The 26,190-nt window shown below is 42.4% G+C and carries 20 protein-coding genes; 13 read left to right on the plus strand and 7 right to left on the minus strand.

The genetic code is table 11. The features are described from left to right. Positions 1-137: 137 nt before the first annotated feature. Positions 138-836, minus strand: a complete 699-nt coding sequence (locus V7K62_RS18615) for an HAD family hydrolase (RefSeq protein WP_334866526.1) — start codon at positions 834-836, stop codon at positions 138-140. A gap of 213 nt (positions 837-1,049) precedes the next feature. On the opposite strand from V7K62_RS18615, the gene V7K62_RS18620 reads away from it, so the two are divergent. Next, on the plus strand, positions 1,050-1,829 hold the full coding sequence (locus V7K62_RS18620; RefSeq protein ID WP_334866528.1) for a glucosamine-6-phosphate deaminase: 780 nt from the start codon (positions 1,050-1,052) through the stop codon (positions 1,827-1,829). A 13-nt stretch (positions 1,830-1,842) separates the two neighbouring features. Here the strand turns inward: V7K62_RS18620 and V7K62_RS18625 are convergent, their stop codons facing one another. After that, positions 1,843-1,995: a hypothetical protein gene (locus tag V7K62_RS18625; RefSeq protein ID WP_334866530.1), complete on the minus strand. Its 153-nt coding sequence runs from the start codon at positions 1,993-1,995 to the stop codon at positions 1,843-1,845. Between the two features lie 153 nt (positions 1,996-2,148). Further along, complete coding sequence (locus V7K62_RS18630; protein WP_334866532.1) at positions 2,149-2,640, minus strand: orange carotenoid protein N-terminal domain-containing protein; 492 nt, start codon at positions 2,638-2,640, stop codon at positions 2,149-2,151. Positions 2,641-3,631: 991 nt separating this feature from the next. On the opposite strand from V7K62_RS18630, the gene infC reads away from it, so the two are divergent. The 4 genes from infC to V7K62_RS18650 all read left to right on the plus strand — a co-directional run bounded on the left by infC (position 3,632) and on the right by V7K62_RS18650 (position 9,362). Continuing rightward, complete coding sequence (infC, locus tag V7K62_RS18635; RefSeq protein ID WP_334866534.1) at positions 3,632-4,165, plus strand: translation initiation factor IF-3; 534 nt, start codon at positions 3,632-3,634, stop codon at positions 4,163-4,165. Positions 4,166-4,634: 469 nt separating this feature from the next. Beyond that, positions 4,635-7,640, plus strand: a complete 3,006-nt coding sequence (locus tag V7K62_RS18640; RefSeq protein WP_334866537.1) for an MFS transporter — start codon at positions 4,635-4,637, stop codon at positions 7,638-7,640. Between the two features lie 224 nt (positions 7,641-7,864). Beyond that, the gene (locus V7K62_RS18645) at positions 7,865-8,542 is read left to right on the plus strand and encodes a potassium channel family protein (protein WP_334866539.1); all 678 of its coding nucleotides are present in this window, start codon (positions 7,865-7,867) and stop codon (positions 8,540-8,542) included. Between the two features lie 265 nt (positions 8,543-8,807). Further along, positions 8,808-9,362, plus strand: coding sequence for a DUF3124 domain-containing protein (locus V7K62_RS18650; protein ID WP_334866541.1), 555 nt, complete (start codon positions 8,808-8,810; stop codon positions 9,360-9,362). A 189-nt stretch (positions 9,363-9,551) separates the two neighbouring features. On the opposite strand, the gene V7K62_RS18655 is transcribed toward V7K62_RS18650, so the two are convergent. After that, the gene (locus V7K62_RS18655; RefSeq protein WP_334866543.1) at positions 9,552-9,788 is read right to left on the minus strand and encodes a hypothetical protein; all 237 of its coding nucleotides are present in this window, start codon (positions 9,786-9,788) and stop codon (positions 9,552-9,554) included. A 51-nt stretch (positions 9,789-9,839) separates the two neighbouring features. Continuing rightward, positions 9,840-11,393, minus strand: coding sequence for a cation:proton antiporter (locus V7K62_RS18660; protein ID WP_334866621.1), 1,554 nt, complete (start codon positions 11,391-11,393; stop codon positions 9,840-9,842). Positions 11,394-11,930: 537 nt separating this feature from the next. Here V7K62_RS18660 and V7K62_RS18665 point away from each other — a divergent pair. The 6 genes from V7K62_RS18665 (at position 11,931) to V7K62_RS18690 (ending at position 19,300) form a co-directional block, all read left to right on the plus strand. Beyond that, a complete protein-coding gene (locus tag V7K62_RS18665) occupies positions 11,931-13,247 on the plus strand; it encodes a recombinase family protein (protein WP_334866545.1) in 1,317 nt (438 codons plus the stop codon). 456 nt (positions 13,248-13,703) lie between these two features. Continuing rightward, on the plus strand, positions 13,704-15,323 hold the full coding sequence (locus V7K62_RS18670; protein WP_334866547.1) for an ArnT family glycosyltransferase: 1,620 nt from the start codon (positions 13,704-13,706) through the stop codon (positions 15,321-15,323). Positions 15,324-15,702: 379 nt separating this feature from the next. Continuing rightward, positions 15,703-17,052 (plus strand): PAS domain-containing sensor histidine kinase, encoded by a 1,350-nt coding sequence (locus V7K62_RS18675; protein ID WP_334866549.1) that lies wholly within the window; start codon positions 15,703-15,705, stop codon positions 17,050-17,052. 364 nt (positions 17,053-17,416) lie between these two features. Continuing rightward, entirely contained in the window at positions 17,417-17,854 is a 438-nt protein-coding gene (locus tag V7K62_RS18680) for an RrF2 family transcriptional regulator (protein ID WP_334866551.1), read from the plus strand. Positions 17,855-18,074: 220 nt separating this feature from the next. Continuing rightward, the gene (locus tag V7K62_RS18685) at positions 18,075-18,563 is read left to right on the plus strand and encodes a DUF2243 domain-containing protein (RefSeq protein WP_334866552.1); all 489 of its coding nucleotides are present in this window, start codon (positions 18,075-18,077) and stop codon (positions 18,561-18,563) included. A gap of 128 nt (positions 18,564-18,691) precedes the next feature. Next, complete coding sequence (locus tag V7K62_RS18690) at positions 18,692-19,300, plus strand: DUF4129 domain-containing protein (protein ID WP_334866553.1); 609 nt, start codon at positions 18,692-18,694, stop codon at positions 19,298-19,300. A 77-nt stretch (positions 19,301-19,377) separates the two neighbouring features. Here V7K62_RS18690 and V7K62_RS18695 read toward each other — a convergent pair whose 3' ends face one another. Together V7K62_RS18695 and V7K62_RS18700 are read right to left on the minus strand one after the other, a co-directional pair. Further along, a complete protein-coding gene (locus V7K62_RS18695; protein ID WP_334866554.1) occupies positions 19,378-20,658 on the minus strand; it encodes an aspartate aminotransferase family protein in 1,281 nt (426 codons plus the stop codon). Between the two features lie 1,097 nt (positions 20,659-21,755). After that, positions 21,756-23,543 (minus strand): ABC transporter substrate-binding protein, encoded by a 1,788-nt coding sequence (locus V7K62_RS18700; protein WP_334866555.1) that lies wholly within the window; start codon positions 23,541-23,543, stop codon positions 21,756-21,758. Positions 23,544-24,238: 695 nt separating this feature from the next. On the opposite strand from V7K62_RS18700, the gene V7K62_RS18705 reads away from it, so the two are divergent. Continuing rightward, positions 24,239-25,255: a potassium channel family protein gene (locus tag V7K62_RS18705; RefSeq protein ID WP_334866557.1), complete on the plus strand. Its 1,017-nt coding sequence runs from the start codon at positions 24,239-24,241 to the stop codon at positions 25,253-25,255. A gap of 89 nt (positions 25,256-25,344) precedes the next feature. Beyond that, positions 25,345-26,172 carry a leucine-rich repeat domain-containing protein gene (locus tag V7K62_RS18710; RefSeq protein ID WP_334866559.1) on the plus strand — a complete coding sequence of 276 codons (828 nt, stop codon included), beginning with the start codon at positions 25,345-25,347 and terminating at the stop codon, positions 26,170-26,172. Positions 26,173-26,190: the final 18 nt, after the last annotated feature.

A 26,190-nucleotide genomic window follows, 5' to 3' on the forward strand; every position in this document is an offset into this window, starting at 1 on the left:
TCAGGGTAACTGAAAGTTTAGCTTTTAAAACCCTTCACACACATGAAGGGTTAATAACATCAGGTAAAGACAATTATTTTACATAACTTTACACAATTCTGGGAAGAGTAGGTTAACTACCTTACTCATCACGCTAGCTATGGGGTTCTCTTGACTAATGAAGCGATCGCACTTGAATCTTGCTGAATGAGTGAGTTCAGCAATGTCCACAACTGCAAATCAGTAAAATCTGGAATTGCCATAAATGCGCCGACTGACTGCAAAACTTGTGGTTCGTGGGTGGACGCTATACCAATAGTGCGGATATCTGCGCCCACCGCTGAACGAATACCAGAGGGAGAGTCTTCTAAAGCGATCGCTTCTTCTGCTGTAATCCCCAACTTATTCAGGGCAACTTGGTAGGGTGCAGGGTCAGGTTTACCTGCAATACAATCATCAGCTAAAACAACTGTATGGAAAGCTTCTTTTATCCCCAAAACCTCTAGCATAAATTCTGCATTTAATCTAGGGGCATTAGTTACTAAGGCACGTTTTAATTGATGCGTCTCTGTCCATTCTAGTAGTTCAGAAAATCCATTTAGTGGTTTGAGATCCGGGGCGAGTTTGCGGAAAAGCGCTTCTTTTTCGTCTGCAAATTTTTGCCCTTCTGCTGCTGATAATTGTGGCAGAATGTTTTTAACGATTTCTGGATTTAGCCCCCCACTAATTCGGGATTTATAAAATTTTTCGTCAATTTCTATGCTGTAATTTAACAGCATTTCCTGCCAAGCTCGGTAGTGTATCGGGTCAGTGTTGACAATAGTGCCGTCTAGGTCAAAGAGAATTGCAGCCAGCATGATTTTTTGGTAAAATGTAAATAATTGTTAACTTAATTTAAATAGTTTACATTGTTTTTTACTCTGAGTGATTGTTCTTTGGTCAATACAGGGCAAAAAGTCACAAATTAATCTGCTAAATCCTAAAACCTATATTGGATAGAGGATGTAAAAACAGACAGGTAGAGCCTCTCAAAAAACTGCCGTATAATTGATAACCTTCTGTGTAAGCAAATGCTAGCCGCTACAAAATTTTTTCGCGTTGATGATCTACTAGTGCAGATTTATAACTCTGAAGTCGAAATGGCCCAGGATGTTGCCGAAATCGCGCAAAAGCATTTACAGCAAGTTCTCAAGCAACAGGATACAGCTGCTGTATTGTTAGCAACAGGTAACTCCCAACTCAAATTTCTCGATGCTTTGATTGCATTGGGTGGTGTGGATTGGTCACGGATTATTATGTTCCATCTAGATGAATATTTGGGTATTACTGCTGACCATTCTGCCAGTTTCCGGCGTTATATGCGAGAACGTGTAGAGAAGCGGGTTGTTCCTAAGCAATTTCACTATATAGAAGGTGATGCATCGCAACCAGTAGCAGAGTGCGATCGCTACACTAAATTATTGCAAGCACAACCAATTGACTTATGCTGTCTTGGTGTTGGCGAAAATGGACATTTGGCTTTTAACGATCCAGGGGTAGCAAATTTTCAAGATCCTTACAGCGTGAAACTGGTGAAACTGGATATGGTTAACCGTCAGCAACAAGTAAGTACAGGTCACTTTCCGAATCTAGAAGCTGTCCCACAGTATGCTTTTACTGTCACCATCGCAACGATTTGTTCAGCTAAAAAAATTATTTGTCTTGCTCCAGAAAAACGTAAAGCGAATATGGTAAAACAGATGCTACAAGGGTCTATCAGCACAGACTGTCCGGCTTCTATTCTCCGTCAACAACCCCAAGCGACATTGTTTTTGGATGTTAATTCTGCTAGCTTATTAGAAGCAACTTAAATTTATCTACGCCTCAATCTTCCCAGCTAATTATTGCAGCGATCGCTAGAATTGCATCAGTAGTTTCAGTATACAGTAACGCTATAAATATCAGGCGATCGTCTATATCCAAATTCGGAAATTTTGATCCACTTTGTTGTAAAAAATTGATGTTTAGAGAATTCATAAACATCTCGAAGTAATCAACTAAAAATTCCTAAAAACGCCAGTCATCAAAATTTAGCTTTATATTAAGCGACTGGCGGATCTTGCAAGCTTTAAGAGAAGGGTATAAATAACTTAATAGATAGCCTCAAGCAATCTAAAAAGTTCAAAAGTACTAAATTCCAGCACCTTGTTTTGCTTCAGTACCCATTGGCGAAACATAATCACGGAAAAGAGTCATCTGCTGTTCAAACTCTAATCCTTGAATTTTGCCAAATAACACTTTAGCTTCGGAAGGAAGTTGATAATCATCAGGTACAGGAATGATAGTGGCATTTTCCATACCTTGAGATAATCGATACCAAAACAGGAGTTTTGTAGTATCACCCAAAGAGCCATATTCACGAGAAATTTCGCTATCCGCTTTATTAATCAAATCACGCTGAACTTGTAATTGTTGTTCGTGAGATAATTCCTTAACTTGATTAAATAAACCTTCAGCTATTTCTGGAGAAGCAGTGCTGGCACCAGGGGCGGCTGGAGTAATTGAACCACCCATTTCTTTATAGATAAACCAAAACAAAGCAAGTTGTTGATCTACATTTAAATTTTGCCAAGCTTGAACATGTTCGCGAATAGTTGGATCGTTAGTTTGTGTGTATGTCATGATTAACCCCAATTGCAATTATTTATTTATTCTTAACAATGTTATCAAATGTATATTTGGAGTTTTACCCTACTGAAGACAGATGTCTTAAAATCATAATGAAGATCATCTACAGCCAAAATAATACTTGGCAAGTGCCAGATGAAAGAGTTAGCAATTATAAGTCTGCTGCAAAATTGCCAGATTGTCAGAAGGTATTTCTGTAGATAGATGTTAGCTATAATTATGATAGTGGGTAAAAAAGCACTACCCAATTCAGCGAGATTGATTTGTTAATATACAGGTAGGACTAGCCTTTTCAACATGGGTAAAAATGTTGGTCAATAAATTCTTTTTTAACCTCTGCAACTTTGTGTTAACTGCGTCTGTAGTGGTTAAATAAATTACTTTTAAACCGCAGAGGTACATAGAACTTAGGCAAAACTACACGCGGTAGGGGCAATTCATGAATTGCCCCTACTAAAAATCACTCTTTTCGGCTATTGTTAGCGTCAGTCTTGGAACAGAGAGAAAAAAGAGATTTTTCGAGTCGCCTTAAAAGGGCTAATGATTAGGACTTACACACTGTACAAATTAACCATAAGATGTGTTAAGCAAAATTTACATTTCAGGTGCTGACTGTAACCCTGATTTAGTCGCATATTTACTGTTTGGGGTGTTAGAGATGGCTCAAAAGCCCAAGTTTAATATAGTACATTTGTATGATGCCTAAGTCCTTGTGATGTTGCTCAAGGCGATCGCAAAAAATATTGCTAAATAATTGTAATAATATTTAACATAGTCTAGGTTGTGTGATTTAGATTAACTATTGCAAAGAAATTCTCTCAGAGTGAGTAGAATGACAAATACAATAACGCAAGTGTTTTTTGAATTAGCTACCCTAGAAGTGTAGACTATTTTTTCACGTCCTGAGTTATTTCAGTATTTTGCCTCTGAGGCATACCAATTTAGACCACACCAAATCCTTCATTAAGAGCTCCCAGAAATCATAATGGCTGTGATTGAGAAGAAAAGAACTCGCGAACTGCCCCAAATTAACGAGCGAATTCGCTTCCCGAAAATTCGGGTCATTGACACTGACGGTGCCCAACTGGGAATTATGCCCCCACAGGAAGCACTACAACTAGCAGAAGAAAAAGAGCTAGATTTGGTGCTAATCAGTGATAAAGCTGACCCGCCGGTTTGTCGGGTTATGGATTACGGGAAATACAAGTTTGAGCAGGAAAAAAAGGCGCGGGAAGCCCGGAAAAAGCAGCACACGGCTGATGTCAAAGAAGTTAAGATGCGCTACAAAATTGAAGAACACGACTATAACGTGCGTGTTAAACAAGCAGAGCGCTTTTTGAAAGATGGTGATAAAGTCAAAGCTACCGTGATGTTCCGGGGTCGAGAAATTCAACACAGCGACCTAGCAGAAGATTTGCTCAAGCGAATGGCAACAGATTTGGAGCCTTATGGTGAGCTTCAACAAGCGCCTAAAAAAGAAGGACGAAATATGATGATGCTCATCTCGCCCAAAAAATAATTCTCTAACTGTTTAATAGACCAAGTTTGAAAATCCCCTGGCTATAAGTCAGGGGATTTTTTCGTTTGGATGCAACATACGCTTTGGGCGCACAGATGTCATTGGTGTTAACTTAAGCTCAAACACTCAATTAAGCGTCGTTTTAGATCCCCCAACCCCCGATAAATTGGGGGCAAAAGATTCTAGTTCCCCCCCTTTTTTAAGGGGGGTTAGGGGGGATCTAAAATCTAGGTGGTACATCGAAAAATTTACACTCTTGTGATCAGACTAGGCTTTTGTGCGCCCTTACCTCCAAGGTGATTTAAATTTATCTAAAATCGATAGTCCTGAAGGCTGAGTGGGAAACATAATACTCAGTTGCTCAGGACTTTTGCTATTTCCAGGTGACAAAGGGGACAAGGAAGTATTTTCTTCCCCTATTCTCTCATCTTCCCCATTGCGCGGTGATACTACCAGAAAATAAAACTGCATGGAACTGAAAAATCACTGGTTGGCTGCACATAAAGTTGCTTTACCACGACTACTACAGTGGGTGAATCTCCGACCAGAGGAGAGCGAACGAACTCAGATAATGTTTCTTTTTTACACAACTGTATGTGTAGGATTGCGGTGGGCAGAAGACAGTACGGTGGCGCTGTTTTTAGATGAATATGGGACTCACCTACTGCCGTGGATGTATATTGCTAGTGCGGTGATGAGTGCCGGGTTGGTTTTTTTATACTCTTGGCTGCAAAAGATTTTTCCCTTACGCCGGGTGATTGTAGCGATCGCACCTTGCATGTTGATGCCATTAATTTTATTAATTGTATTACGTTGGGGATCGCATTTTTCCTACCTGGCAGTTATTTCGGCATTTCTGCTGCGGCTGTGGGTAGATGCACTTTATGTAGTCAATGACCTCAACACTTCCATCGTCGCCAACCAAATATTTAATATTCGGGAGATTAAGCGGACTTACCCACTGGTGAGTAGTGGTCTTTTGGTGGCAGATGTGATTAGTGGCTTTAGTTTGCCTTGGCTAGTGCAATACACGACGCTGAATAAAATCATCCTTATCGCCTGTATAGTGATTTTATTCGGATCGGGGATTCTATTCTATTTAACTCATCACTATCGAGCAGCTTTTCCAGAAACCCCACAAAGACTAGTTCCGGAACAACAAGCTTCACGAGAGCGTTTCATTAAAAGCCCGCTGAAGCGTTACGTCTTTTCGTTGTTTGCTTTTGTCGGTCTGTTGCAAGTCATTGGGTTGTTAATAGATTTTCAGTATCTGCGCGAACTCCAATCCAATTTGGGCGACCGAGAACTTGCCAGTTTCTTGGGTCTGTTTGGTGGGATGTTAGGACTGTGTGAGTTGTTGTTGCAGTGGTTTATTTCCAGCCGACTCATCGAACGGATGGGGGTGTTTTTCACTGCAACGCTTTTACCAATCACCGTCGGCTTTTCATTACCAGGAGTGCTGGTATTGCTGCATTTAATTCCAGCCATGCAATCGCAAAGCTTTTTTTGGGGTTTGATAATTGTCAAATTCTGCGATGAACTTCTGCGCTACACCTTTGTTATGAGTAGCGGCCCCATTCTGTACCAACCGATTCCAGAGGCAATTCGCAGCAGAATGCAGACTTTATCTGGCGGAACCGCCGAAGCGATCGCTACAGGTTTGACAGGAGCGCTAATTTTTGCAACTCTATTGTTTTGTGGGCGGTTTGTACCCGTACCACTGCAAAAGTGGGTGTTGGTAGCAGAAACAATGCTGATAGCTGGCACCTGTTTAACAGTAATTTGGGAATTGCGATCGCGCTATGTGGAACTGTTAGTCTTGAGTGTGGCGCGGGGTCAGTTGAGTGCAACCAATGTGGGCTTACGATTTTTCAAACAGGGAGTAGTCAAAGCTTTAGCAGAAAAAGGCAGTGAGGCTGATAAACGCTCTTGCATTGAACTTTTAGCCCAAATAGACTCCCAAGGATCTGCGGAAGTTTTAGCACCTCTACTAGTGAAGTTAACCCCAGATTTGCAGCGCCAAAGTTTGGAAGTGATGCTGATGGGAGGTGCAAATCCGATTTATTTAGCCGCCATCCGTCCTTTGTTAGAAGAATCCCAAGAAACTAACCCCGAAGTTTTTGCCTTAGCGCTGCGCTACGTTTGGCTGGCTGAACCAAATCCCAATTTAAGTCTGCTAGAAGGATATTTACATCCTCGCCAAAACTCACTCATCCGCGCTACCGCCGCCGCTTTAGTCTTACGCCAGGGAACGCCCATGCAAAAGGTAGCAGCCACCCAAACCATGCGCCGAATGCTGACTCATAAGAAAGAACGGGAACGCGTGAATGGAGTCAGGGCGCTTAGAGAAGCAGTTTATTTGCAAGCGTTGCGGATTCACATCCCGAATTTATTACAAGATGAGTCTTTACGGGTGCGCTGTGCGGTATTGGAAATGATTGCAGCAACTCATTTAGAAGAGTACTATTCGGCACTGATTGCAGCACTTTATTACAAATCAACCCGCAGCACAGCCATGTTAGCGCTAGTGCGACTAGAAAATGAAGCTTTAGAAATGTTGTTGCGGTTGGCTACTAATATTTATAAACCGGAAGTAGTGCGGATGTATGCTTGGCGCACCATTGCTCAAGTCGGCACCCAGCAAGCATTAGAGATTTTATGGGAAAACTTGGAGACATCTTGGGGTAGTACTAGGGATCATATTCTTCGGAGCTTAGTAAAAATACACAAACAACCAGGAATTACAGGTTTAGTGGATCGGTTTTATGAAAGTCGGGTAGAAAATTTAATTAAGCAGGAATTAAAGTTTTTAGGTGAAATTTACGCCGCATACATTGACTTCCAAACACTAGACCAAAAAGAAAATCATCAATCCAATCAGAGGATTGTGATTGTCTCTGAGTTACTGCAACGCGCCCTTCTAGAATTGGAATTGGATGTCAAAGAGCGGCTGCTACTATTACTGAGACTGCTTTACTCGCCAGAAAAGATGCAAGCAGCATCCTTTAATCTGCGATCGCTCTCAGTGGTAAACTTAGCGCGGGGGTTAGAAATCTTAGAGCATACCGTAACTTTGTCTTCAAAGTCTTTATTGCTGAATATCTTAGATAACCGACCGCAGTCAGAAAAATTGCAATATCTTATCGAAGCCAAGATCGGAGAATATGAGAATATGGTAATTAGCGATCGCCTCCACAGATTGCTGATGTTGGGTAACTTCCTTTCTGACTGGTGCCTAGCTTGCTGTTTTCATTATGCTCAAGTGACACGCATCCGACTCACCAGTTCTGAGATATTAGTGAGTTTGCGTCATCCCACCGGCTTTGTCAGAGAAGCTGCGATCGCATACTTGAATATGGTTTCACATCGCGTTCTCCTGCAAATCCTCCCCCAGTTACAAAAAGATTCACACCCTTTGGTGTCCGCTCAAGTTAAAGAGCTACTCGAAAAATACCAATTCAAAAATTACAATTGAAACCCCCCCCGCTCGAATAATTTTGTTATTTCCATTGCCACAAAATCCAACATTTCATTAAATTCTCCGCGTGCCTCTGCGCTTCCCTCTGCGACCCTCTGCGTTTAAATTTCAACCCTCAATCCACTACGATTTTACCTAATCCCATTTTCAAAAATCTTCACAACATCGCTTTTATTAACCTGTAAACTGAAGTAAAAATTCAAAGAATATCAGGAAGAGTCATGTACGTACTCATAGGTGGAGCAGGCTTAGTAGGCTTGAGTTTAGCGCAAAAACTGGTAGAGCTAGGACATACTGTTGCCGTAATTGACATTGATCCTATCGCTTGCCGCTACGCCCGTGAACAAGTGGGAGCAATGGCTTTTGAAGGTAGTGCTGTGAGTACAGAAGTCTTGCTAGAAGCGGGGATTCGCAAAGCCGGTTCCTTGGCAGCAGTTCTGAGAAGTGATGCCTTAAACTTAGCAATGGTAACTCTTGCTAAACACTACGGTGCCCCCCATATTTTGAGTCGAATGCGCCACCCCGATTTTGCCGTACCACTGCGGATAGCTGGAGCCAACCATATTATCAGTACTGTTGAACTATCAGTTTCAACAATGGTGAACGCCATTGAGTATCCACAAGTAGAATCAATGATGCATTTTGAGCAGGGACAGATTGAGGTTCTGAAACTTTCCATCCCCAACAATTGCTATGTTGCTGGTCGTAGCGTTGCCGAAATTGCTCAAGATCCCCAATTTCCTAGTGGTTCGCTAATTATTGGCTATCAATCCCATCCCCACGAAGATTTGATGATTCCTAACGGTAGTACAATACTGGAACCTCATTCAACTGTGCTGATTGTGACTAAACCAAGATGTTTACATCAAGTCATTGATTTTATTGAACAAAGATGTTGAGCGCAGTTCCTACCTAAACTGGTTATTAGAGGATGTTTTAAAAGTTCTCTGGTCGGTAGCAAAACGTTTTAGATCCCCCTAAATCCCCCTTAAAAAGGGGGACTTTTAGAGACTTTCCCCACTTTTTAAGGGGGACTTTGATTCCGGTTCCCCCCTTTTTAAGGGGGGTTAGGGGGGATCTAGAAGTGCCTAAAATTACAGCCGAACACTTTTAAAACATCCTCTTAGGTAGGGTTAGCTACACATATAAAATTGGTGAGTTTTGATGAAGCCGTATCCATATATTTATTTAGCGATCGCTGTTATTATTCTTGCATCTTGTGAATCACCACCCAAGTCACAACCCGATGCCATTCCAGCAACCCCATTGCAAAAAATCGTGACGCTGGATCAGAATTTTAAGATCGCCAGCGGTCAAACTCTTTATGTTCCGGTCTACTCTCATATCTATCATCACAATCGCCAAGAGATTTTTGAGTTAGCAGTTACGCTCAGTATTCGGAATACAGATTTGACCAATCCGATTATTATTACTTCTGTGCGCTACTATAACTCCGAAGGGAAACTAGTTAAACAGTATTTGGAGCGCCCTATTCAACTTGATGCACTAGCTTCCACAGATTTTTTTATCAATAGAAATGACAGCAGTGGAGGTTTAGGCGCAAACTTTATTGTCGAGTGGGTAGCCCAAACAGAAATATCCGAACCGATAGTAGAAGCAGTCATGATTGGTACTGACTTTCAACAAGGAATTTCTTTTATCAGTCCTGGTAGAGTAATTAAAAGTCAAAATAACTATAAGCGATCGCCTTTAAAATAATTCGTAATTCGTAATGACGCTCTCTACGAGACGCTAAAAGCGTAGCTTGCTTCCCTGAAAGGGTACGATAACTCGCTACCGCTTCGCCAACCTAATTTCCTCGTTCCTATTCCTCGTTCCTATGCTCCGCATGGGAATGCATTCATTGAGTCTCTGACTCAATCTCTTGCTGAAGGCAACAGTCCCTAATCAGCCAAAGCTCAGAGGTTCACTCACAAAGCTCAAAGGTTCATTCACAAAGCTCAAAGGTTCATTCACAAAGCTCAGAGGTTCATTCACGAAGCTCAGAGGTTCATTCACGAAGCTCAGAGGTTCATTCACGAAGCTCAGAGGTTCATTCACAAAGCTCAGAGGTTCATTCACGAAGCTCAAAGGTTCATTCACAAAGCTCAGAGGTTCATTCACAAAGCTCAGAGGTTCATTCACAAAGCTCAGAGGTTCATCAACAAAGCTCAGACTATCCCCAGTCCCCAATCCCTAATCATCTTCTAATTTCAATAATTGTTCATCAAGAGTTTGTATCCGCCCGCGCGCAATTTCTTCCGAGAGAATTCGCTTCCGCATTGCCTCATTGAGCGCTCCTTTTTCTGCCAACAGCAAACGCCGGCGAATGGCTTCAAGTTTACTGCTCTTGCCACTTCTACCTTCCACCTCATCAGGGCGACGATTATAAAGTTCCCGCAGTATCTTTTCTGCACCGGCAATTCGCACCTGATAACCTGAACGCATCTCTTCATAAACGGCTTTTGGTAACACCCCTGATTTCAACAGACTATCTAATTCATCTTGTGCCGCCTTACCCGTTATCAGCTGGGCTTGCAACTCTTCAACTTGTTGTTGAACTTCTGAAAATTTAGATAATTTTAAGCGTTTTACCACCCAAGGCAAACTTAAACCCTGTCCCACTAATGACACCAGCACACAGCCGAAAACTATAGCTATCAAAACTTCTCGCCCTGGTAATGTGGTGGGTAAGCTCAACGCCAGAGCCATTGAGAGAGAACCTTTGATGTTGCCGAAAAATAGTAAATGCTGCCAGCGCAGTGGAATTGGGCGGTCGAACCAACGAACCACAGCTAGCAGTGGATAGACCGTAAGAACTCGCCCGACTTGATAAGCCAAAACTGCAAGTAGAATTGCAGGTAAAGTCCTCCAGAGCGTTACTAGGTCTATTTCTACACCAATCAGCAGAAAAATAAAGGTGTTGACGGTAAAACCGGCATATTCCCAGAAACTCAACAAGGTGATGCGACTAGAAGCAGAAGTATTGCGAGAAAGCCCAAAATTCCCGAAAATTAATCCAGCTACAACTACGGCTACAGCACCTGATACACCGAGAAAATCTCCAGCCTGAAAAGTGCCTAATGCAACTGCTACAGTCAGCAATAGACTGCTAAGGGGATCATCCAAACGGGCAAATACAGGTATGCTCAAGTAGCCTAAGACTAAGCCCACGAGGCCGCCTCCTAGAGAGATAAATAGCGGTTGTTGGATTCCCTCTAGTAACGTGAGTGAACCTGTCGAATAGACTTGCAAAACCAGGTTGAACATAACTAGGGCCGCAGCATCGTTAAATAGGGTTTCTCCTTCAACGATGGTGGAAAGCCGGGAGGGTACTGGTATCTCCTTGAAGACGGCAATCATCGAAACTGTATCCGTGTTTGCCAGAATTACTCCTACAAATAAGGCAGGTATCCAACTCAATCCCAGTCCAAATTTCAACAGGACGGCAATAATACCACTGGAAAGTACAGCCCCTGGCCCAGCTAGAAGGGCAATTGGTTTAAAGGTGCTGCGTAGGCGACTGACATCTGTATTAATTCCAGCTTCAAACAGGAGAATTGGCAGGAAAAGATTCAAAACAAGGGTTGGATTTAAACCAATCGGACGAGATAATAGCTCAGTGATTGGCAAACCTGCTAATACTAAACCCATAACATAAGGGATTCGCAACTGCCGGGACAGCAAAGCCACACCTGTAGCAAGAAGCAAGAGAATAATTGAAACTTTGACTAATTCGGTAACATCCACTATTGCATTTTGGAAAATTAGTTTGACTTGACTGATAGATTCTCTCTTCATTCATGCCAAATTAGCAAGTTCAGCGTCTGGATCGAGGCAGTACCCATTGGTGTCAACTTCAGCTGAAACTCCTTTAAAACCTCGTTTCTAGCCAGAGGCTAGAAATGCTGCTCCTGGCGGCTCTGCCGCCAGTAAGAGAGGCGGAGCCTCAAGGACGAGCATTCCCAGTCTCCGACTGGGAACGAGGGAAGGAGGTAATCTAAAAGCTAGTTCTAGATTTGCTTTGACGTTAAGTTGACACCAATGGCCAGTACCTCGCTACCATAGCTGGGAAATCCCACCAGCCAACCCAAAATCAAGGTATGGCAAAGTTTGATTCTGAACAAGAGTAGGAAAATTTGACATATTTCGAGTCCGGTTTGCTGCGCCGCCCATTACGATAGTGCTGGAGGAAAAATAATCAACGAGGAAATAACTATTGGCGAAGCGATCAATCAGCTAGTAGTTACAACTGATACCATTTCTTTATGAGGCTGCGCCAAACTTTTGAAAATAATTGCCTACTCTTACACCGATCCGCTATTAGAATCTTCTCCCGATCAAGCCGATTGGGGATGGGAGGTGGATCGGGTTTATGAAGATTTGGGCAAGCAAGAGTCCTTTGGACACGCGACGCGAACGCAATTACAACAATTATTTAGCGATTGCCAAGCTGAACCAGCAGATTATCTCCTGATTCGTCGGTTGGAAGAATTGGGGGATACTGTAGAGGAAATTAGCGATCGCCTCAATCAACTCGAAGTCATGGGAATAGCAGTAATCGCCACTGAACAGCCCTACACTTCCGAAAATTACCCTCTGGGCGCTGACTTGCTGAATTTGCTACACGCAATCCAACGTCAGCAACGTAGTCGCCGCATCCGCCAAGGACACGCCCGTAATCGTCTTGATGTTGCACCGCCACCCGGCAAAGTTCCCTACGGCTATCGCAGAGGTAAGGGCAAATATACCATTGACCGCAGTACTTCACCAGTGGTCAAAGATTTTTTTGAACATTTTTTACTCTATGGTTCCCTGCGGGGTTCAGTGCGTTACTTGGCGAAAAAATACGGCAAGAAAATCTCTGTAACTACAGGAAGACGCTGGCTGACTAATCCAGTCTATCGCGGCAATACAGCCTACCAAAATGGTGAAGTTATCTCCAATACCCATATTCCGATCATTTCCAAGGAAGAAGCTGCCCAAGTTGACCGACTTTTACGCCGTAACAGCCGTTTACCATCCAGAACTGCTAGTGCTAAACGTTCTTTAGCTGGGTTGGTTGTCTGTGCTGAGTGTCAGTCACATCTGACAGTTACCCGTGTCACTCAACGCAACCAAGATAAAGAGTATCTTTATTTACGTTCTACTAGCTGTCCCCAAAGCCCCAAGTGTAAAGCTATTCCCTACCAAGAAGTGTTGGAACATACCATTGAAACCGTTTGCCGTGATTTACCTCTGGCGGTAGCAGGAATGAATTTTCCTCAGTTGGATGCAGTCAAGAATAGTTTAGGACAAGCGATCGCGATTCAGCAAGAAATACTTGCTCAGTTACCCGCTTTAATTGAAACTGGAATTTTAGATGCTGAAACAGCAAAGTTAAGGACTTACAAACTCCGCACAGAAATTTCTGCACTCGAAGCAAAGTTGGCAACTCTCCCTCCGGTTAACTTGCGTTCTGTTGCTGAAGCTGTTTCCATACCACAATTTTGGTTAGATTTGTCGGAAACAGAACGGCGATTTTACTTTCGAGAATTTATCAGGCAAATTGAGATTATTTTTCCGAATAAAGAATTACAACTCCGAGTTATTTTTATTTTTTAATTGAATGGAAACGCGATTGTAAGTGCCGCATCAACAAATGGATATCTCAAACCAGAGCCAGATGATTAACATTAGCTGTCATCCAACAATTTTTTCAACCCGCCATTTAAACACTGTAGCAATTAGTTACTAAATTTTGAATTTAGCTAATTTACAATTAAGTAGATAAAAATTCGACTCAGCGTCAAGTTAAAAATAAAATACAAGTTCATTTACGGACTAACAAACAGGTAAAAAATAATTAATCGCTTGTATTATTTTGCTCATTTATCGGATGAAATGTTATTTAAATAACCAATATAAATTTTAAAAAAATAGCGCTAATTAGAAAAAATTGAGTTAATCTTGGAAACTAGCAATTGTTAAGAATATACGTTGCTACTGGGTGTCAACATTGGAGATTCGCTAGATGTCTCTATGTAATCAAACCAGCAAGTAAAATGATTAACATAGAATATGCAAGAAGGAAGCTTTATTTGGAGTCATCTGGAAAGACAGCATCGCACGGTTGGGAAATGGATTGATTGGGTATGGCTAATAGTGTTGCTGTTGGCAGCAGTGTTACTATTTAGCATCAATCTGGGAGGCTTGCCGCTGCGAGATTGGGATGAAGGTACTGTGGCACAGGTTGCTCGTGAAATTTGGCACGCCCCAGCAGGTTCAATGCATTGGCTTTACCCAACGTTAGGAGGCGAACCATATCATGACAAGCCGCCTTTGATGCATTTGCTAATTGCTTGGGCTTATTCTCTAGGAGGCGAAAATGAGTTGACAACGCGTCTACCTGGAGCAATTTTAACAGCCACATCTGTGCCTTTACTGTATTGCATTGCTCGAGAGATATTTCGCCAACGTTGGGCGGCGATTTATAGCGCTTTGATTTACCTAACAATGCTACCCGTGGTACGTCATGGGCGGTTAGCAATGTTGGATGGGGCGATGGTAAGTTTTTTGATGGTGATGATGTTGTGCGTGTTGCGATCGCGCCGGGATTTACGTTATTGTCTCGGTGTTGGCATTAGTTTTGGGTTAATTTGCTTAACTCAAGGACTGCTAGGCATATTACTAGGTGCGATCGCCATTGTATTTCTATTTTGGGATACGCCACGACTGCTCACCTGTTACTATCTCTGGATCGCAATCTTAATTGGCATTCTACCTGTAGCTGGTTGGTATATTGCCCAACTAATTCACTATGGTTATACTGTTGCTGAAATTGGCCTGGCAAACCCATCATTAGGCCGAATTAGCTCAGTTGTAGAAGCGGATTCTGAACCACCTTGGTACTATGTGATTGAACTTCTCAAATACACATGGCCGTGGTTATTATTCTTACCACAAACTGTCCGCTTAACCTGGGAAAATCGTAACCTTAGCTGGGCAAAACTAGTAATGGCGTGGAGTGGTGTTTATCTACTGGTAATTTCTTTCATGATTACCAAAGTTCCCTGGTATCTATTCCCGATTTACCCTAGTTTAGCCTTAGCTTTTGGTATCCAGTTATCAGAAACGGAAAATTCGCCTTTACTCTCATCTTATCCCCGTGCTTGGGTTGCTGGTTTGGCAATACTTGCTGTGGCTGCTTCTGCTGGTAGCATTTATTTCAGTTCGGGTACAACACCGAAAGCAGACTTACAACTGATTTTTGCCGCAGTAGCTTTAACTATGACTTTAGCAGCTATTTTGGCAGAACGAGGCGACGGGCAATTTCTGAAGATTTTGTTTTGGGGAAGTTATATTTCGCTGCTGCTGTTAATGAAATCTGACTACTGGGTTTGGGAATTATCTGAAGCCTATCCAGTTAAACCAGTCGCCGCCATGATTGTGCGGGCAAATCCAGCTACGAGGAAGATTTACACCTCTTTTCCCTACCATCGTCCCTCGTTGGATTATTATAGCGATCGCACCATCATTCCCGCTTCTGTTGGTGAACTGGAATATTATTGGCACTACAACGGCCAACCCTACTTTCTGCTTCATGCATCTGCTTTCAACAATCTGGAACTAGAATCGATGAAGCTACTTGACCAAGCTGAAGGTTGGAAGTTAGTCACAAAAGATATTAGTCGATTGTAAATGTAATCTGGGGCATTTCTATTGAGCATTAGGGATTATTATTCTTCTCCTGCCCCTCTGCCTTGCCTGTGTTTAGGACTGTCATAGGTTTAATGTTGCAAAAAAATTGCTTTGTTGGGTGGAGGCTTTGCCTAACCCAACAAAAGTCTAATGCACTATTTTGCCTAGACAGTCCACTAGGTGCATTTCAAAAATCAAATACTAGTCTTATAACAGGGAACTCTTAACAGGCTTGAAAGTCTCTTGGTGTCAGTGTTTTCTGATTAGCTGATGTCAACCGCTACCTGGCAACTGCTATAACTGCTAAACTCCAAAAGCTAAGATCGTCCAAGTAGGGAATCTAAAACAAAACCCAACTTTAGAAATTAGGAGCAAGAGGGTGAATTTGGACGATTTAGCCTTGCAGATAGAGAATATACGTAAGCGTGTCGCCCTTTTGCAACGTCAGAGTGAACAGCAAAAAGTAAAGGAAGATATTGAACTCGTCACCGCAGTATTCAAAGAAATTCACCTAGCTTTGGAAGAACTCCGACTAGCGAATGAAGATTTAAAGCAGCAGAATGAAAAATTATCCAACACTCAACAGGACTTGGTAGCACAAAGTCAACGCTACCAAGAACTATTTGAGGAAGTACCAGACGCTTATTTTGTGACTGATACAAAAGGAGTAATTCAGGAAGCCAACTCAGCCGCCACCTCTCTGCTCAACATTTCTAAAAGTTTGTTGTTGGGCAAATCACTAGGGATTTTTGCGCTTGAGAAAGAAATAATTGCTTTTTATTTGAAACTGACTCATCTGCGCGATCGCGCCCAATTCCCAGACTGGAAAATGCAAGAGTGGGAAGTAAATCTGCGACCGCGTGACAAAACAGCTATTATTGCTGCGGTTAAGGTGGTTGCTATCCGTAATCAATATAGTGAGTTAGTTAGTCTGCGCTGGCTATTACGGGACATTAGCGAAAGTAAGCGAACCCAAGCCAAGCTGCAATGGGCAGAAGAGGCGATGCGACAAGCGCTTGCAAAAGAAAGGCAGTTTAGTGAACTTAAATCCCGCTTGCTCACCATCACCTCCCATGAGTTTCGCACCCCTTTAACTACCATCCACTCTTCTGCGGAACTACTAGAATATTATCGCCACCTCTGGAGCGAAGAGCGACAACAGACCCACCTACGTCGCATTCAAACATCAGTTATGCATATAACCCAGTTGTTGAATGATGTACTGTTCGTGAGTCAGGATGAAACAGCCAAGTTAAAGTTTAATCCAACACCCATAGATTTGGTGGAATTTTGCGGCGATCTTGTAGAAGAATTACAACAAAGCGATCGCTCACAACACGCGATCGCTTTTAGCAGTGAGTGCCTATGCATAAGAGCTAACTTAGACGCGAAACTACTGCGGCAAATCTTGAGTAATTTATTCTCGAATTGTCTAAAATACTCTCCCATTGGTAGTACAGTTAAGTTTTCTGTAACCACTGCCAACGATCAAGCTATATTTCAGACTCAAGACTCTGGAATTGGCATTCCTGCTTCTGACATGGAACACATCTTTGAACCCTTCCATCGCGCCACTAATACAGCCAATATCCCCGGAATGGGATTAGGGATGTCCATCGTCAAGCAAGCTGTAGATTTGCATGGTGGCGAAATTACGGTCGAAAGTGCGATCGGCGTGGGAACAACCTTTACAGTCATTCTGCCATTTTCGATAAATTTGCATGTATAGCGGCTTGCACTAATGCTGCTTTTATCTCTCATTGCTTTCCAATGGATGTGTAAACGCCCCAACGGGTTATCGTCAGACATCGCAATTTCAGGCTAACAAACTGTAAGAATCACTGCCAAAATTAGGTTGAAAGCTAGACATACTAAATTTTTAAGTGACTTTCCACTGAGAAAGACTGTACAACAATCAATCACTTCTATTTATTGAATTTAAAAAAAAAAGTAATTGCTTCTATCCTAAAAGGTCTTTAAAGTAGAGTTAGCCGGTCAACAATAAGTTGATTGTAAAGTTTTCTTAGCATTAGCTTAAGTAAACAGACTCCAAGACTTTGTATTTTTAGGTGTGAGTTGAAAATATTACGCCTGTGGTAATCTCTAATAAATCAGAATACGCGCTTCTAGCCCTGTTAGAGTTGGCAACCTGCTACCCTAACGGTGAAGCCCTGCAAATTCGAGAAATAGCAGTATTGCAAGATATACCGAACCGCTATTTGGAACAACTTTTAGCAACATTAAGGCGTGGAGGCTTAATTAAGAGTATACGCGGAGCCAAAGGTGGCTATGTTCTGGCACGAGATCCCGGAAAGATTACCGTGTTTGATGCTTTTAGCTGTATGGAAGGGTCAGATATTGTTGTTTCTCCTTGTGAGCCGACTCCCAACACGGTAGAAGGTGAGCTAATTCAGGAAGTCTGGCAGGAAGCGCGTCAGGCTGCTAACTCTGTTTTGGAAAAATATACACTCCAAGACCTTTGTGAACGAAGAGCAATCCGAGAACAGAAGGAACTAATGTATTACATTTAGGAAGAATGGCCAAATAATTACTAATTTTTAATCGCTGTCAAAGCAGCGAACCTGGAAAAAGCAGACTATAATCGCAGCACCCATTTTCCCCAAGATTTCGACCCATTAAATTTGAAGATTGATTAATTTAAGTTAAACGATCGTACTTGCCTCAAGATAGAAGATATTTCTCCTAAAAGAGTTGTATTTTGGTAAAAAAGCCTATCTTATGAGGTTGACAATGGAGGCGAAAAGTGAAACCCTCAACCGACGCGCACCCCTGATTACTGCTGGAATTTTTCTAGGTGTGGGTCTTGGAGGGTTTATTGATGGAATTTTACTGCATCAGATCCTCCAGTGGCATCACATGCTCAGTAACATTCGACCTCTGACCAACATGGCGAATATAGATTTGAACATGGTATGGGATGGATTATTTCATACCTTAAATTGGGTATTTACCGTGATAGGGGTTGTCTTGCTATGGCGTGCCGCAGGGCGTGATGATGTTCCTTGGTCATCACAGACTTTTATTGCGTCAATAGTGATTGGGACTGGTTTGTTTGACTTGGTTGAAGGTTTAATTGACCATCAAATTCTCGGTGTTCATCATGTGAAATCAGGCCCAAATCAGTTAGCTTGGGATTTAGGATTTCTTGCATTCGGTGCGCTACTTATTGTTATTGGCTGGATAATGATAAAAAAAGAGTCAGTAGTCAATAGTCAATAGTCATCGGGCAATTCAATTTTAGATTTTGGATTGACGATTTTAGATTAAATTTGAATCTAAAATCCAAAATCCAAAATCTAAAATTCTTACTCCCCTGCTCCCCCACTCCCCACTCGCCCCTCCCACCTATGCCTACAGATACTTTTGAAAAAACTAGCTGGAGTTGGCAGTTGTCTCAATTCCAACAACAAGCGGGTGAATGGTGGGAATACCAGTTTTACCGCTTTGAACAGGCAATGCCTGAATGGCCTACTCGCTGGTCGATTAACCCAAGGCTTGGTGAATTGCTGAAATTCCTGTTTTGGCTGGTAATAGGCTTATTTATAGCGTGGGTAGGTTGGCGATTATGGCGAGAATTCAGCCCTTATATTTATTCTTGGCTAAATAGAAGTGGCAATCTCACTGATTTTCGCGTAAAAAGTCGCTCTAGTGAGTCATCCATTGCCCTTTTGTTGGAGCGATCGCAAAAATTTTACCGTCAAGGTAATTATCGTGAGGCTTGTCGTTGTGTTTATTTAGCAATGTTGCAGCAGTTGGATCAAAAAGCGATTGCACCTCACAAACTCAGCCGTACAGATGGAGAATATCTGCAATTACTGCGATCGTCTGTGACTCCCATACAGCCTTATGAAACTTTAATTACCACTCACGAACAATTATGTTTTGGTAATGCCGAGATTTTGCCAGAAAATTATGAGCAGTGTCGGCAAGCTTATCGGGAAATTTCCCCAGAATGAAAAAGAGACGTTGCATTGCAACGTCTCTACACAAAACAAACAATATTATTCTATTTGGTGAGAATTGCGTAGACGACCTACGGCTTGTCGTTAGACATCGCCTGATCCACAGCTTGCAATGCAGTGTTTACTTCCGCCTCTGTGACAATCAGCGGTGGCACAAATCGGACTACTTTTGGCCCGGCTGGTACAAGCAATACGCCTTCGTTGATGGCAGCATTGACGACATCGGCTGCGGTTAGTTGAATATCGGCTCGCAACTCCAAACCGTTGATTAAACCCCAACCCCGAACTTCGCCAATGTGCTGAGGATATTTTGCTGCGATCGCCTTTAATCCAGATCGCAACTGTTCACCCCTGTCTTGCACATTCTGCAAAATATTTTCCCGTTCCAATGTCTGGCAAACACTGAGTGCTACACCACACACAAAAGGATTTCCGCCAAAGGTACTAGCGTGTTCCCCCGGTTGAAAAACATCGCAGAATTTCTTACTCATCATTGCACCGATGGGGATACCACCACCTAAGCCTTTGGCGCTGGTGAAAATATCCGGTTCAACGCCGAGATGCTCATAACCCCATAATTTGCCGCTACGCCCCATGCCAACTTGCACTTCGTCGAAAATTAACAAAACGCCAGTTTCATCGCAAATCTGCCGTAGCTTTTTGAAATAGGCAACATCTCCAGGACGCACACCGCCTTCTCCCTGCAATGGCTCGATCAGAATTGCTGCTACACGAAAATCGCCTTCATCCAACTCGCTAATTGCCACTTCCACAGCGTTAATATCGTTGTAATTTATGTAGTGGAAGCCAGGAACCAAGGGATCAAAGTACTTTTGATACTTCGGCTGTGCCGTGGCGGTAATCGTTGCCAAAGTTCGTCCGTGGAAACTGGCATGGGCGGTTAAAATAATCGGTTTTTCAATGTCTAATACTGTGTGGGCATATTTCCGCGCCAGTTTAATTGCGGCTTCGTTAGCTTCAGCTCCAGAGTTGCAGAAAAATACGCGATCGGCACACGAATGATCGACAAGCCATTTTGCCAATTCACCTTGCTCAGGAATGTAGTACAAATTAGATACATGGTGCAGCTTCTGGATTTGGCGTGTCACCGCTTCTACCATAGCTGGGTGGGCGTGTCCTAAAGTACAAGTGGCAATTCCCGCCACAAAGTCCAGATATTCTCGCCCCTGTGTATCCCAAACCCGGCATCCAGCACCCCGTTCTAGGGCTAAGGGAAACCGCGCGTAGGTGGACATGACAGCTTCATTAAAGCTATCTGCATCAAAGGGACTAGATGCTGACCCTGAATCTGGGGGGATGGTGGCTTGGTCAACGAGAGTTTGTAGGCTCACTACCGCTCCTCCTGAAAGTTTTTCATCAAAAAAATGGGTTGGAAACCCCGTGCTTCTAGCACGGCTTTATATTTCCATTACCGCCTTGGAGTTGTTCAATTCGGTGTACTTTTGTAATGTACTTTGAACGGGACAATTACCGTTTCAAATCTCCCAACTCTGTACGCATAATGTTTTGCTCAATTGAGCCTCCCTTACGGGGTAATGTTAGCTTCTCCCAAGGGGAGACGCAAGCGCGAACGACCTGTTATAAGAGCTTGTTGGGCTTGCAACACTGTTCCAGTGACCTTAGAACTGTTTAATCACAAGCGATAGAGCGGAAAACTAGCTACGGATTCTCCGGTATCGTGACTCAAATAACGTTTACTCGTTTTACCGAGTGGTCTGGTCAGAACGGCAAGAAGGATTACTCTTTCAAGCCTCATGCCTTAAGGCTGAGGTTCCTGACTATATAGTTATTTACTAGTTTCCTAGAAATCCCTAAAAAATACTTCTTCTTAGGCTAACGCTTATATAACCTCAAACGCTTGGCGGTGGTGAAAAAAAACTTTGTACTCAACACTTGAGCAAAAATATGAGTGACTGGCAATTTTCTTAACGTGAGTTCGACGACTTATGTGGTGTTCGCCTAATTAGCTTAAATATTGAAACCTCTCCCTGATTTTACTACGCAAAACCTTCCCTCTCCGAGTCGGAGAGGGACAGACTTGAACTTTAGTTTAAGTCAGGGAGAGGTTCATCGGATTCACGTTTGCTTAGGTGCAGCCCAATCTAGGCATCGCAAGTCTTGGGTAGAGTCCAGGGGTTTTCTCACTAGACTTCTTGCATAAATCAAAAATAAGAACCCGACCCCGCCAAAGCTACGCTTTGTCTCCCCTCCCCGCTTGCGGGGAGGGGACTTTTGCAAGAGGTCTACTGATGTTCAAGCCTGACTCGTCAAATGCTAGCCTGCGGTTTTGACGGCGCTAGGACAGATGACGAAATTCCCCTTGCTGTGTGCGGGAATACTGCAACGGAGCTAAGAGAGTTGGAAGTTATTGACGGTGATCTATACGAATTATAAATTTAGTTATGATGCCTTAAATCTCTGGTTGGAATTATTTTTCTGTGATTTTCAGTTCATCAATATTCCAAAAAGCTGACCCCAAGGCAGAAAACTTGATGGGATTGACACGTTCACGCACCGCCTGAAACGAGATTGGATTCACAAGGCAGAATATCGGCAACTGTTCAGCAACGATTTGCTGAAATCTGTCATAAATTGCCTTGCGCTTGCTCTGGTCTAGTTCTTTGAATCCGGCGCCAAAAAGACTGTCAATTTCTCTCTCCCATTCAGAAACTACCCATCCTTGGAATGGGGGTTTTCCTGGTAGAGCACCTTGGTTGAACTGATGAAATGAGCCTTGACTAGTCCAAAATAAAGATAGAAGATTAGGTTCAACATCTGCACCGGGAACACCAAACGCACCGACATAACAATCCCAATCTCGACGAGAGAGAAGCTTTTGCAATACTATGTTAAAACTGACTACCTCCATATCTGCTTTGATACCAATTTGACTGAAGTCTTGTTGGATTTGAACTGCGGCATCGATTCTTGATTGATCTTCCGATTTCACCAAGAGATTGAATTGCACCCGATTTCCATCTTGGTCTAACAGTTCTTTTTGGGAGTTGTACCTAAAACCAGCCTTTAACAACATCTGCCTAGCTCTCTGGGGATTATAATCATAAACTTTTAACCCTGCTGCTGGGGACAAGTAATAGGGACTTTGAATAGCAATTGACGAATGTTGTATTTCACCTAAACCGCGATAGATATTAGTTTTAATTCGGTTGCGGTCAATTGCATAGGCGACTGCTTGCCTAAAAACTAAGTTATTAAACCATCGAGATTTAATTGGGTCTATAAAAGGCTTACCTTTGGAATTACGAGCTCGGTTGAGATTGAAACCCATAAAGCTAAAACCCGCAGTAGGTCCACCATTGTAAATAATGAATTTTCCTCGCTTTTCCTCTTTCTTGAGTAACCCAAATACTGCTGGTGTTACATTCAAAGTATCCAGTTCGCCTGAGCGAAATCTTTGTAACTGATTTTCTGTAGAAGAAATAATTTGCCAGACAATCCGTTGAATATAAGGCTGAGGATGTTTTTGAACATCTTTGCGCCAGTAATAGGGGTTGCGTCGTAAAATTACCCGTTCAGCAGGAGTATAGCTTTCTATTTGGTAAGGTCCATTGGAGATAATTTTTTGCGGATCAGTATTGGTTCCCCACATTGAGAGAAACTGAGGATTACCATTGGCATCATTAGATAGTACAGAAGAACGCAAGGCATGAGATGGCAAAATTGCTAGTTTTTCAGCGTATCTCAAAAAAGGGGCAAAAGGTTCCACAAAAGTAAACTCAACTCGCCGCTCATCTAGTTTCTGCACTGACGGGAAAGTTTCTGTGTTGCCAATACGCAAAAAATCTCTATATAAAGTGGGAATTTTTTTATTCAGATAAATGTCCCGATAGGTAAAGACTACATCATCTGCCGTGAGAGGTTCACCATCTGACCATTTTAATCCTGTTTTTAAGGTAAAAATAATTCGCTTTTTATCAGCAGATATTGACCAAGATTCTGCCAGTCCCGGCTCCAACTTGGTAGTCATAACATTCTCATCGATCAATCCTTTGTAAATTAAAGAAAAAACACTGTATGGAGAGTCATTAATGGCATAGTTAAAAGTAGTCGGGTCATTTAGCGAAACTAGAACTAATTGAGCTACCTGAGATACTTTGCTTTTCATCTGTGTCGGGTGACAGCTTGTAAGCAAGAAACAACAAGATAGCAGCAAACCAATTACCAAATTCAGGGGTCGAATAACAGCAGTAATCATCTCTAGTTATCTACCTGGCAGCTACTATCTACACAGTACAGTATGGCGATTCATCAGTACTAGAACAATGTCAGTAGACCGAAAAATTCTGCGTTAGCGTTCGCGTTCGCGAAGCGTCTCCGTCAGGAGAAGCGTCTCCGTCAGGAGAAGCGTCTCGTAGAGAAGCTCACCGTTGGCGTAGCCTCTCCTAGAGAAGGTATAGCCTACGGTGAGCGCTCCACGCCATCGCTTTGGTGTCGTGACCTTTGATATCTGATTTTTACCCAAAAAACCGTATTGCTTAATACAGTTTTTTGATAATTACCTTGGGCTTGTATCATCAGTAAAGCTAATAAATTTAGGACTTACGCAAAACTACATACGGTAGGGGCAATTCATGAATTGCCCCTACCTGAAAATTAGGGTTTCGGCTATTGTTTGCGTAAGTACTGAAATTAATGGAACAAGCAATACCAACACTCTCTCCAAAAAAAGCTTCTGGCCATTAGAGCTTCATGTAAAGTTAAAGATGAATATTTTTAAGTCTTAGGAGTATTGAGTTTGGACTATTAGTTTAGATAACTTGTAGTTTAAATGTACTAAAAAGGACGAATGCTATAAAGTTAGTAGAAAACTAGAAAAATTAGGTTCAAAGTACTATTGTTACCTCATTTTCAACACTTGAGCAAAAATATCAACGTATCCAAAAGGAGTTAATGGCTGGGGCGATCGCTCTTGGCGGTGTTTTCTTCATTGGCACTTTGTGGTATTGGCTAGTGGAGGGCTGGTCATGGGAAGACGCAGCTTACATGACAGTGATCACTTTAGCGACTGTGGGATATGGAGAGATCCACCCACTGGGTAGCCGAGGACGGTTGTTTACAATTGCCCTGATTTTGTTGGGTGTAGTCAATATCGGTTACATTGTCAACAGATTTACAGAAGCGATCATTCAAGGCTACTTTCAAGAAGGAATTCGGCTACAGCAGCAGAGGCGGTTAATGGAATCCCTATCAGAACATTACATCATCTGTGGATTTAGTCGGACTGGTCGTCAAATTGCCAAGGAATTTCAGGCAGAAGGTGTACTTTTTGTGGTGATTGATTCGGAGATGGAATCTGTGCAAAGGGCGCAGATGGAAGGTTACACGGCATACCAAGGTGACGCTACCCTAGATGACACACTTTTAAAAGTTGGTATTGAAAGAGCGACTTGTATCGTTGCAGCACTTCCTTCAGATGCCGAAAATTTATATATTGTTTTATCAGCAAAAACACTGAATACGGGAATTCGAGCGATCGCACGGGCAAGTACAGAAGAAGCTTTGCAGAAGTTACGACGTGGTGGTGCAGATGAGGTGATATCCCCCTATATTACTGGTGGGAAGCGGATGGCTGCTGCGGCTCTCAGACCCCAAGTTTTGGACTTTGTAGACGGGATTTTGACAGGTGCAGACCGTCAGTTGTATATGGAAGAATTTTTACTCGACCCGGCTTTTTGTCCTTTTGTGGGTCAGAGTTTGCAAAAGGCTCGATTGCGATCGCAATCTGGGGCATTAGTTCTGGCAATTCGCCGCGTTGATGGCACTCTCATCGGTGGCCCCACTGGCGATACGGTGTTAATGCCAGGAGATCGGTTAATTGGTATGGGTACAGCTGAACAACTGCGGAGCCTTAACCAAATTCTCGGCCCAATTAATTCCAAGGAACTGCGGCGACCGAAAAATGGCTGATTTTATTTTTCTTTAATTACTTTTTTATACCAAACTTAGGTAATTTTTGCATAGTGTAATTCCATAAGTGGATAGTATAAGATTATGCAATGAAACTTACTTTAGCGATCGCCACAATATTTACTTTTACTTTGGGATTTTACACCACACAGACTATTGCTGCTCCTCTGGCAACTCCCACAAGCTTTACAGATTGGTGTCAGCAGAAATCAACTTTACCTCCACAGACAAAACATACTGTTGAGGTACTGTTAAAAATCGCCCAGACTCAAAATTGCAAGCAGGCTAACCAAAAGCTGACTAATTTGACTAAACTCTTCCTTGAATCAAATAAAATCAGCGATATCAAGCCTTTGTCCGCTCTTGCTAATTTAACTTCTCTGAATCTTAAATCAAATGAAATCAGCGATATCAAGCCTTTATCTGCTCTGACTAATTTGACTGAACTGTCCCTTCAATCAAATAAAATCAGCGATATCAAGCCTTTGTCCACTCTGACTAATTTGACTATTCTCTTGCTCGGCTCAAATAAAATCAGCGATATCAAGCCTTTGTCCGCTCTGACTAATTTGACTGGTCTCGGCCTCTACTTAAATGAAATCAGCGATATCAAGCCTTTGTCCGTTCTGACTAATTTGACTATTCTCTTGGTCAGCTCAAATGAAATCAGCGATATCAAGCCTTTGTCTGTTCTGACTAATTTGACTGAACTCTCCCTTAACTCAAATAAAATCAGCGATATCAAGCCTTTATCTGTTCTGACTAATTTGACTGAACTCTCCCTCAGATCAAATAAAATCAGCGATATCAAGCCTTTGTCTGTTCTGACTAATTTGACTATTCTTAATATTAAAAGTAACCCGATCGCACCCAAAATATGTCCTGTAAAACCAGAATCTATCTGTAAATTTGATTAGCCTCAGAATTGACAGCCG

The sequence above is a fragment of the Nostoc sp. genome, assembly GCF_036917935.1.
In the GTDB taxonomy this organism is placed as follows: domain Bacteria; phylum Cyanobacteriota; class Cyanobacteriia; order Cyanobacteriales; family Nostocaceae; genus Nostoc.

Excerpts from the sequence above, each read along its gene's own strand:
- V7K62_RS18615 (WP_334866526.1), bottom strand. The coding sequence starts at position 836 with ATGCTGGCTGCAATTCTCTTTGACCTAGACGGCACTATTGTCAACACT.
- V7K62_RS18620 (WP_334866528.1), top strand. The coding sequence starts at position 1,050 with ATGCTAGCCGCTACAAAATTTTTTCGCGTTGATGATCTACTAGTGCAG.
- V7K62_RS18625 (WP_334866530.1), bottom strand. The coding sequence starts at position 1,995 with ATGAATTCTCTAAACATCAATTTTTTACAACAAAGTGGATCAAAATTT.
- V7K62_RS18630 (WP_334866532.1), bottom strand. The coding sequence starts at position 2,640 with ATGACATACACACAAACTAACGATCCAACTATTCGCGAACATGTTCAA.
- infC (WP_334866534.1), top strand. The coding sequence starts at position 3,632 with ATGGCTGTGATTGAGAAGAAAAGAACTCGCGAACTGCCCCAAATTAAC.
- V7K62_RS18640 (WP_334866537.1), top strand. The coding sequence starts at position 4,635 with ATGGAACTGAAAAATCACTGGTTGGCTGCACATAAAGTTGCTTTACCA.
- V7K62_RS18645 (WP_334866539.1), top strand. The coding sequence starts at position 7,865 with ATGTACGTACTCATAGGTGGAGCAGGCTTAGTAGGCTTGAGTTTAGCG.
- V7K62_RS18650 (WP_334866541.1), top strand. The coding sequence starts at position 8,808 with ATGAAGCCGTATCCATATATTTATTTAGCGATCGCTGTTATTATTCTT.
- V7K62_RS18670 (WP_334866547.1), top strand. The coding sequence starts at position 13,704 with ATGCAAGAAGGAAGCTTTATTTGGAGTCATCTGGAAAGACAGCATCGC.
- V7K62_RS18685 (WP_334866552.1), top strand. The coding sequence starts at position 18,075 with ATGGAGGCGAAAAGTGAAACCCTCAACCGACGCGCACCCCTGATTACT.
- V7K62_RS18690 (WP_334866553.1), top strand. The coding sequence starts at position 18,692 with ATGCCTACAGATACTTTTGAAAAAACTAGCTGGAGTTGGCAGTTGTCT.
- V7K62_RS18700 (WP_334866555.1), bottom strand. The coding sequence starts at position 23,543 with ATGATTACTGCTGTTATTCGACCCCTGAATTTGGTAATTGGTTTGCTG.
- V7K62_RS18705 (WP_334866557.1), top strand. The coding sequence starts at position 24,239 with ATGGCTGGGGCGATCGCTCTTGGCGGTGTTTTCTTCATTGGCACTTTG.
- V7K62_RS18710 (WP_334866559.1), top strand. The coding sequence starts at position 25,345 with ATGAAACTTACTTTAGCGATCGCCACAATATTTACTTTTACTTTGGGA.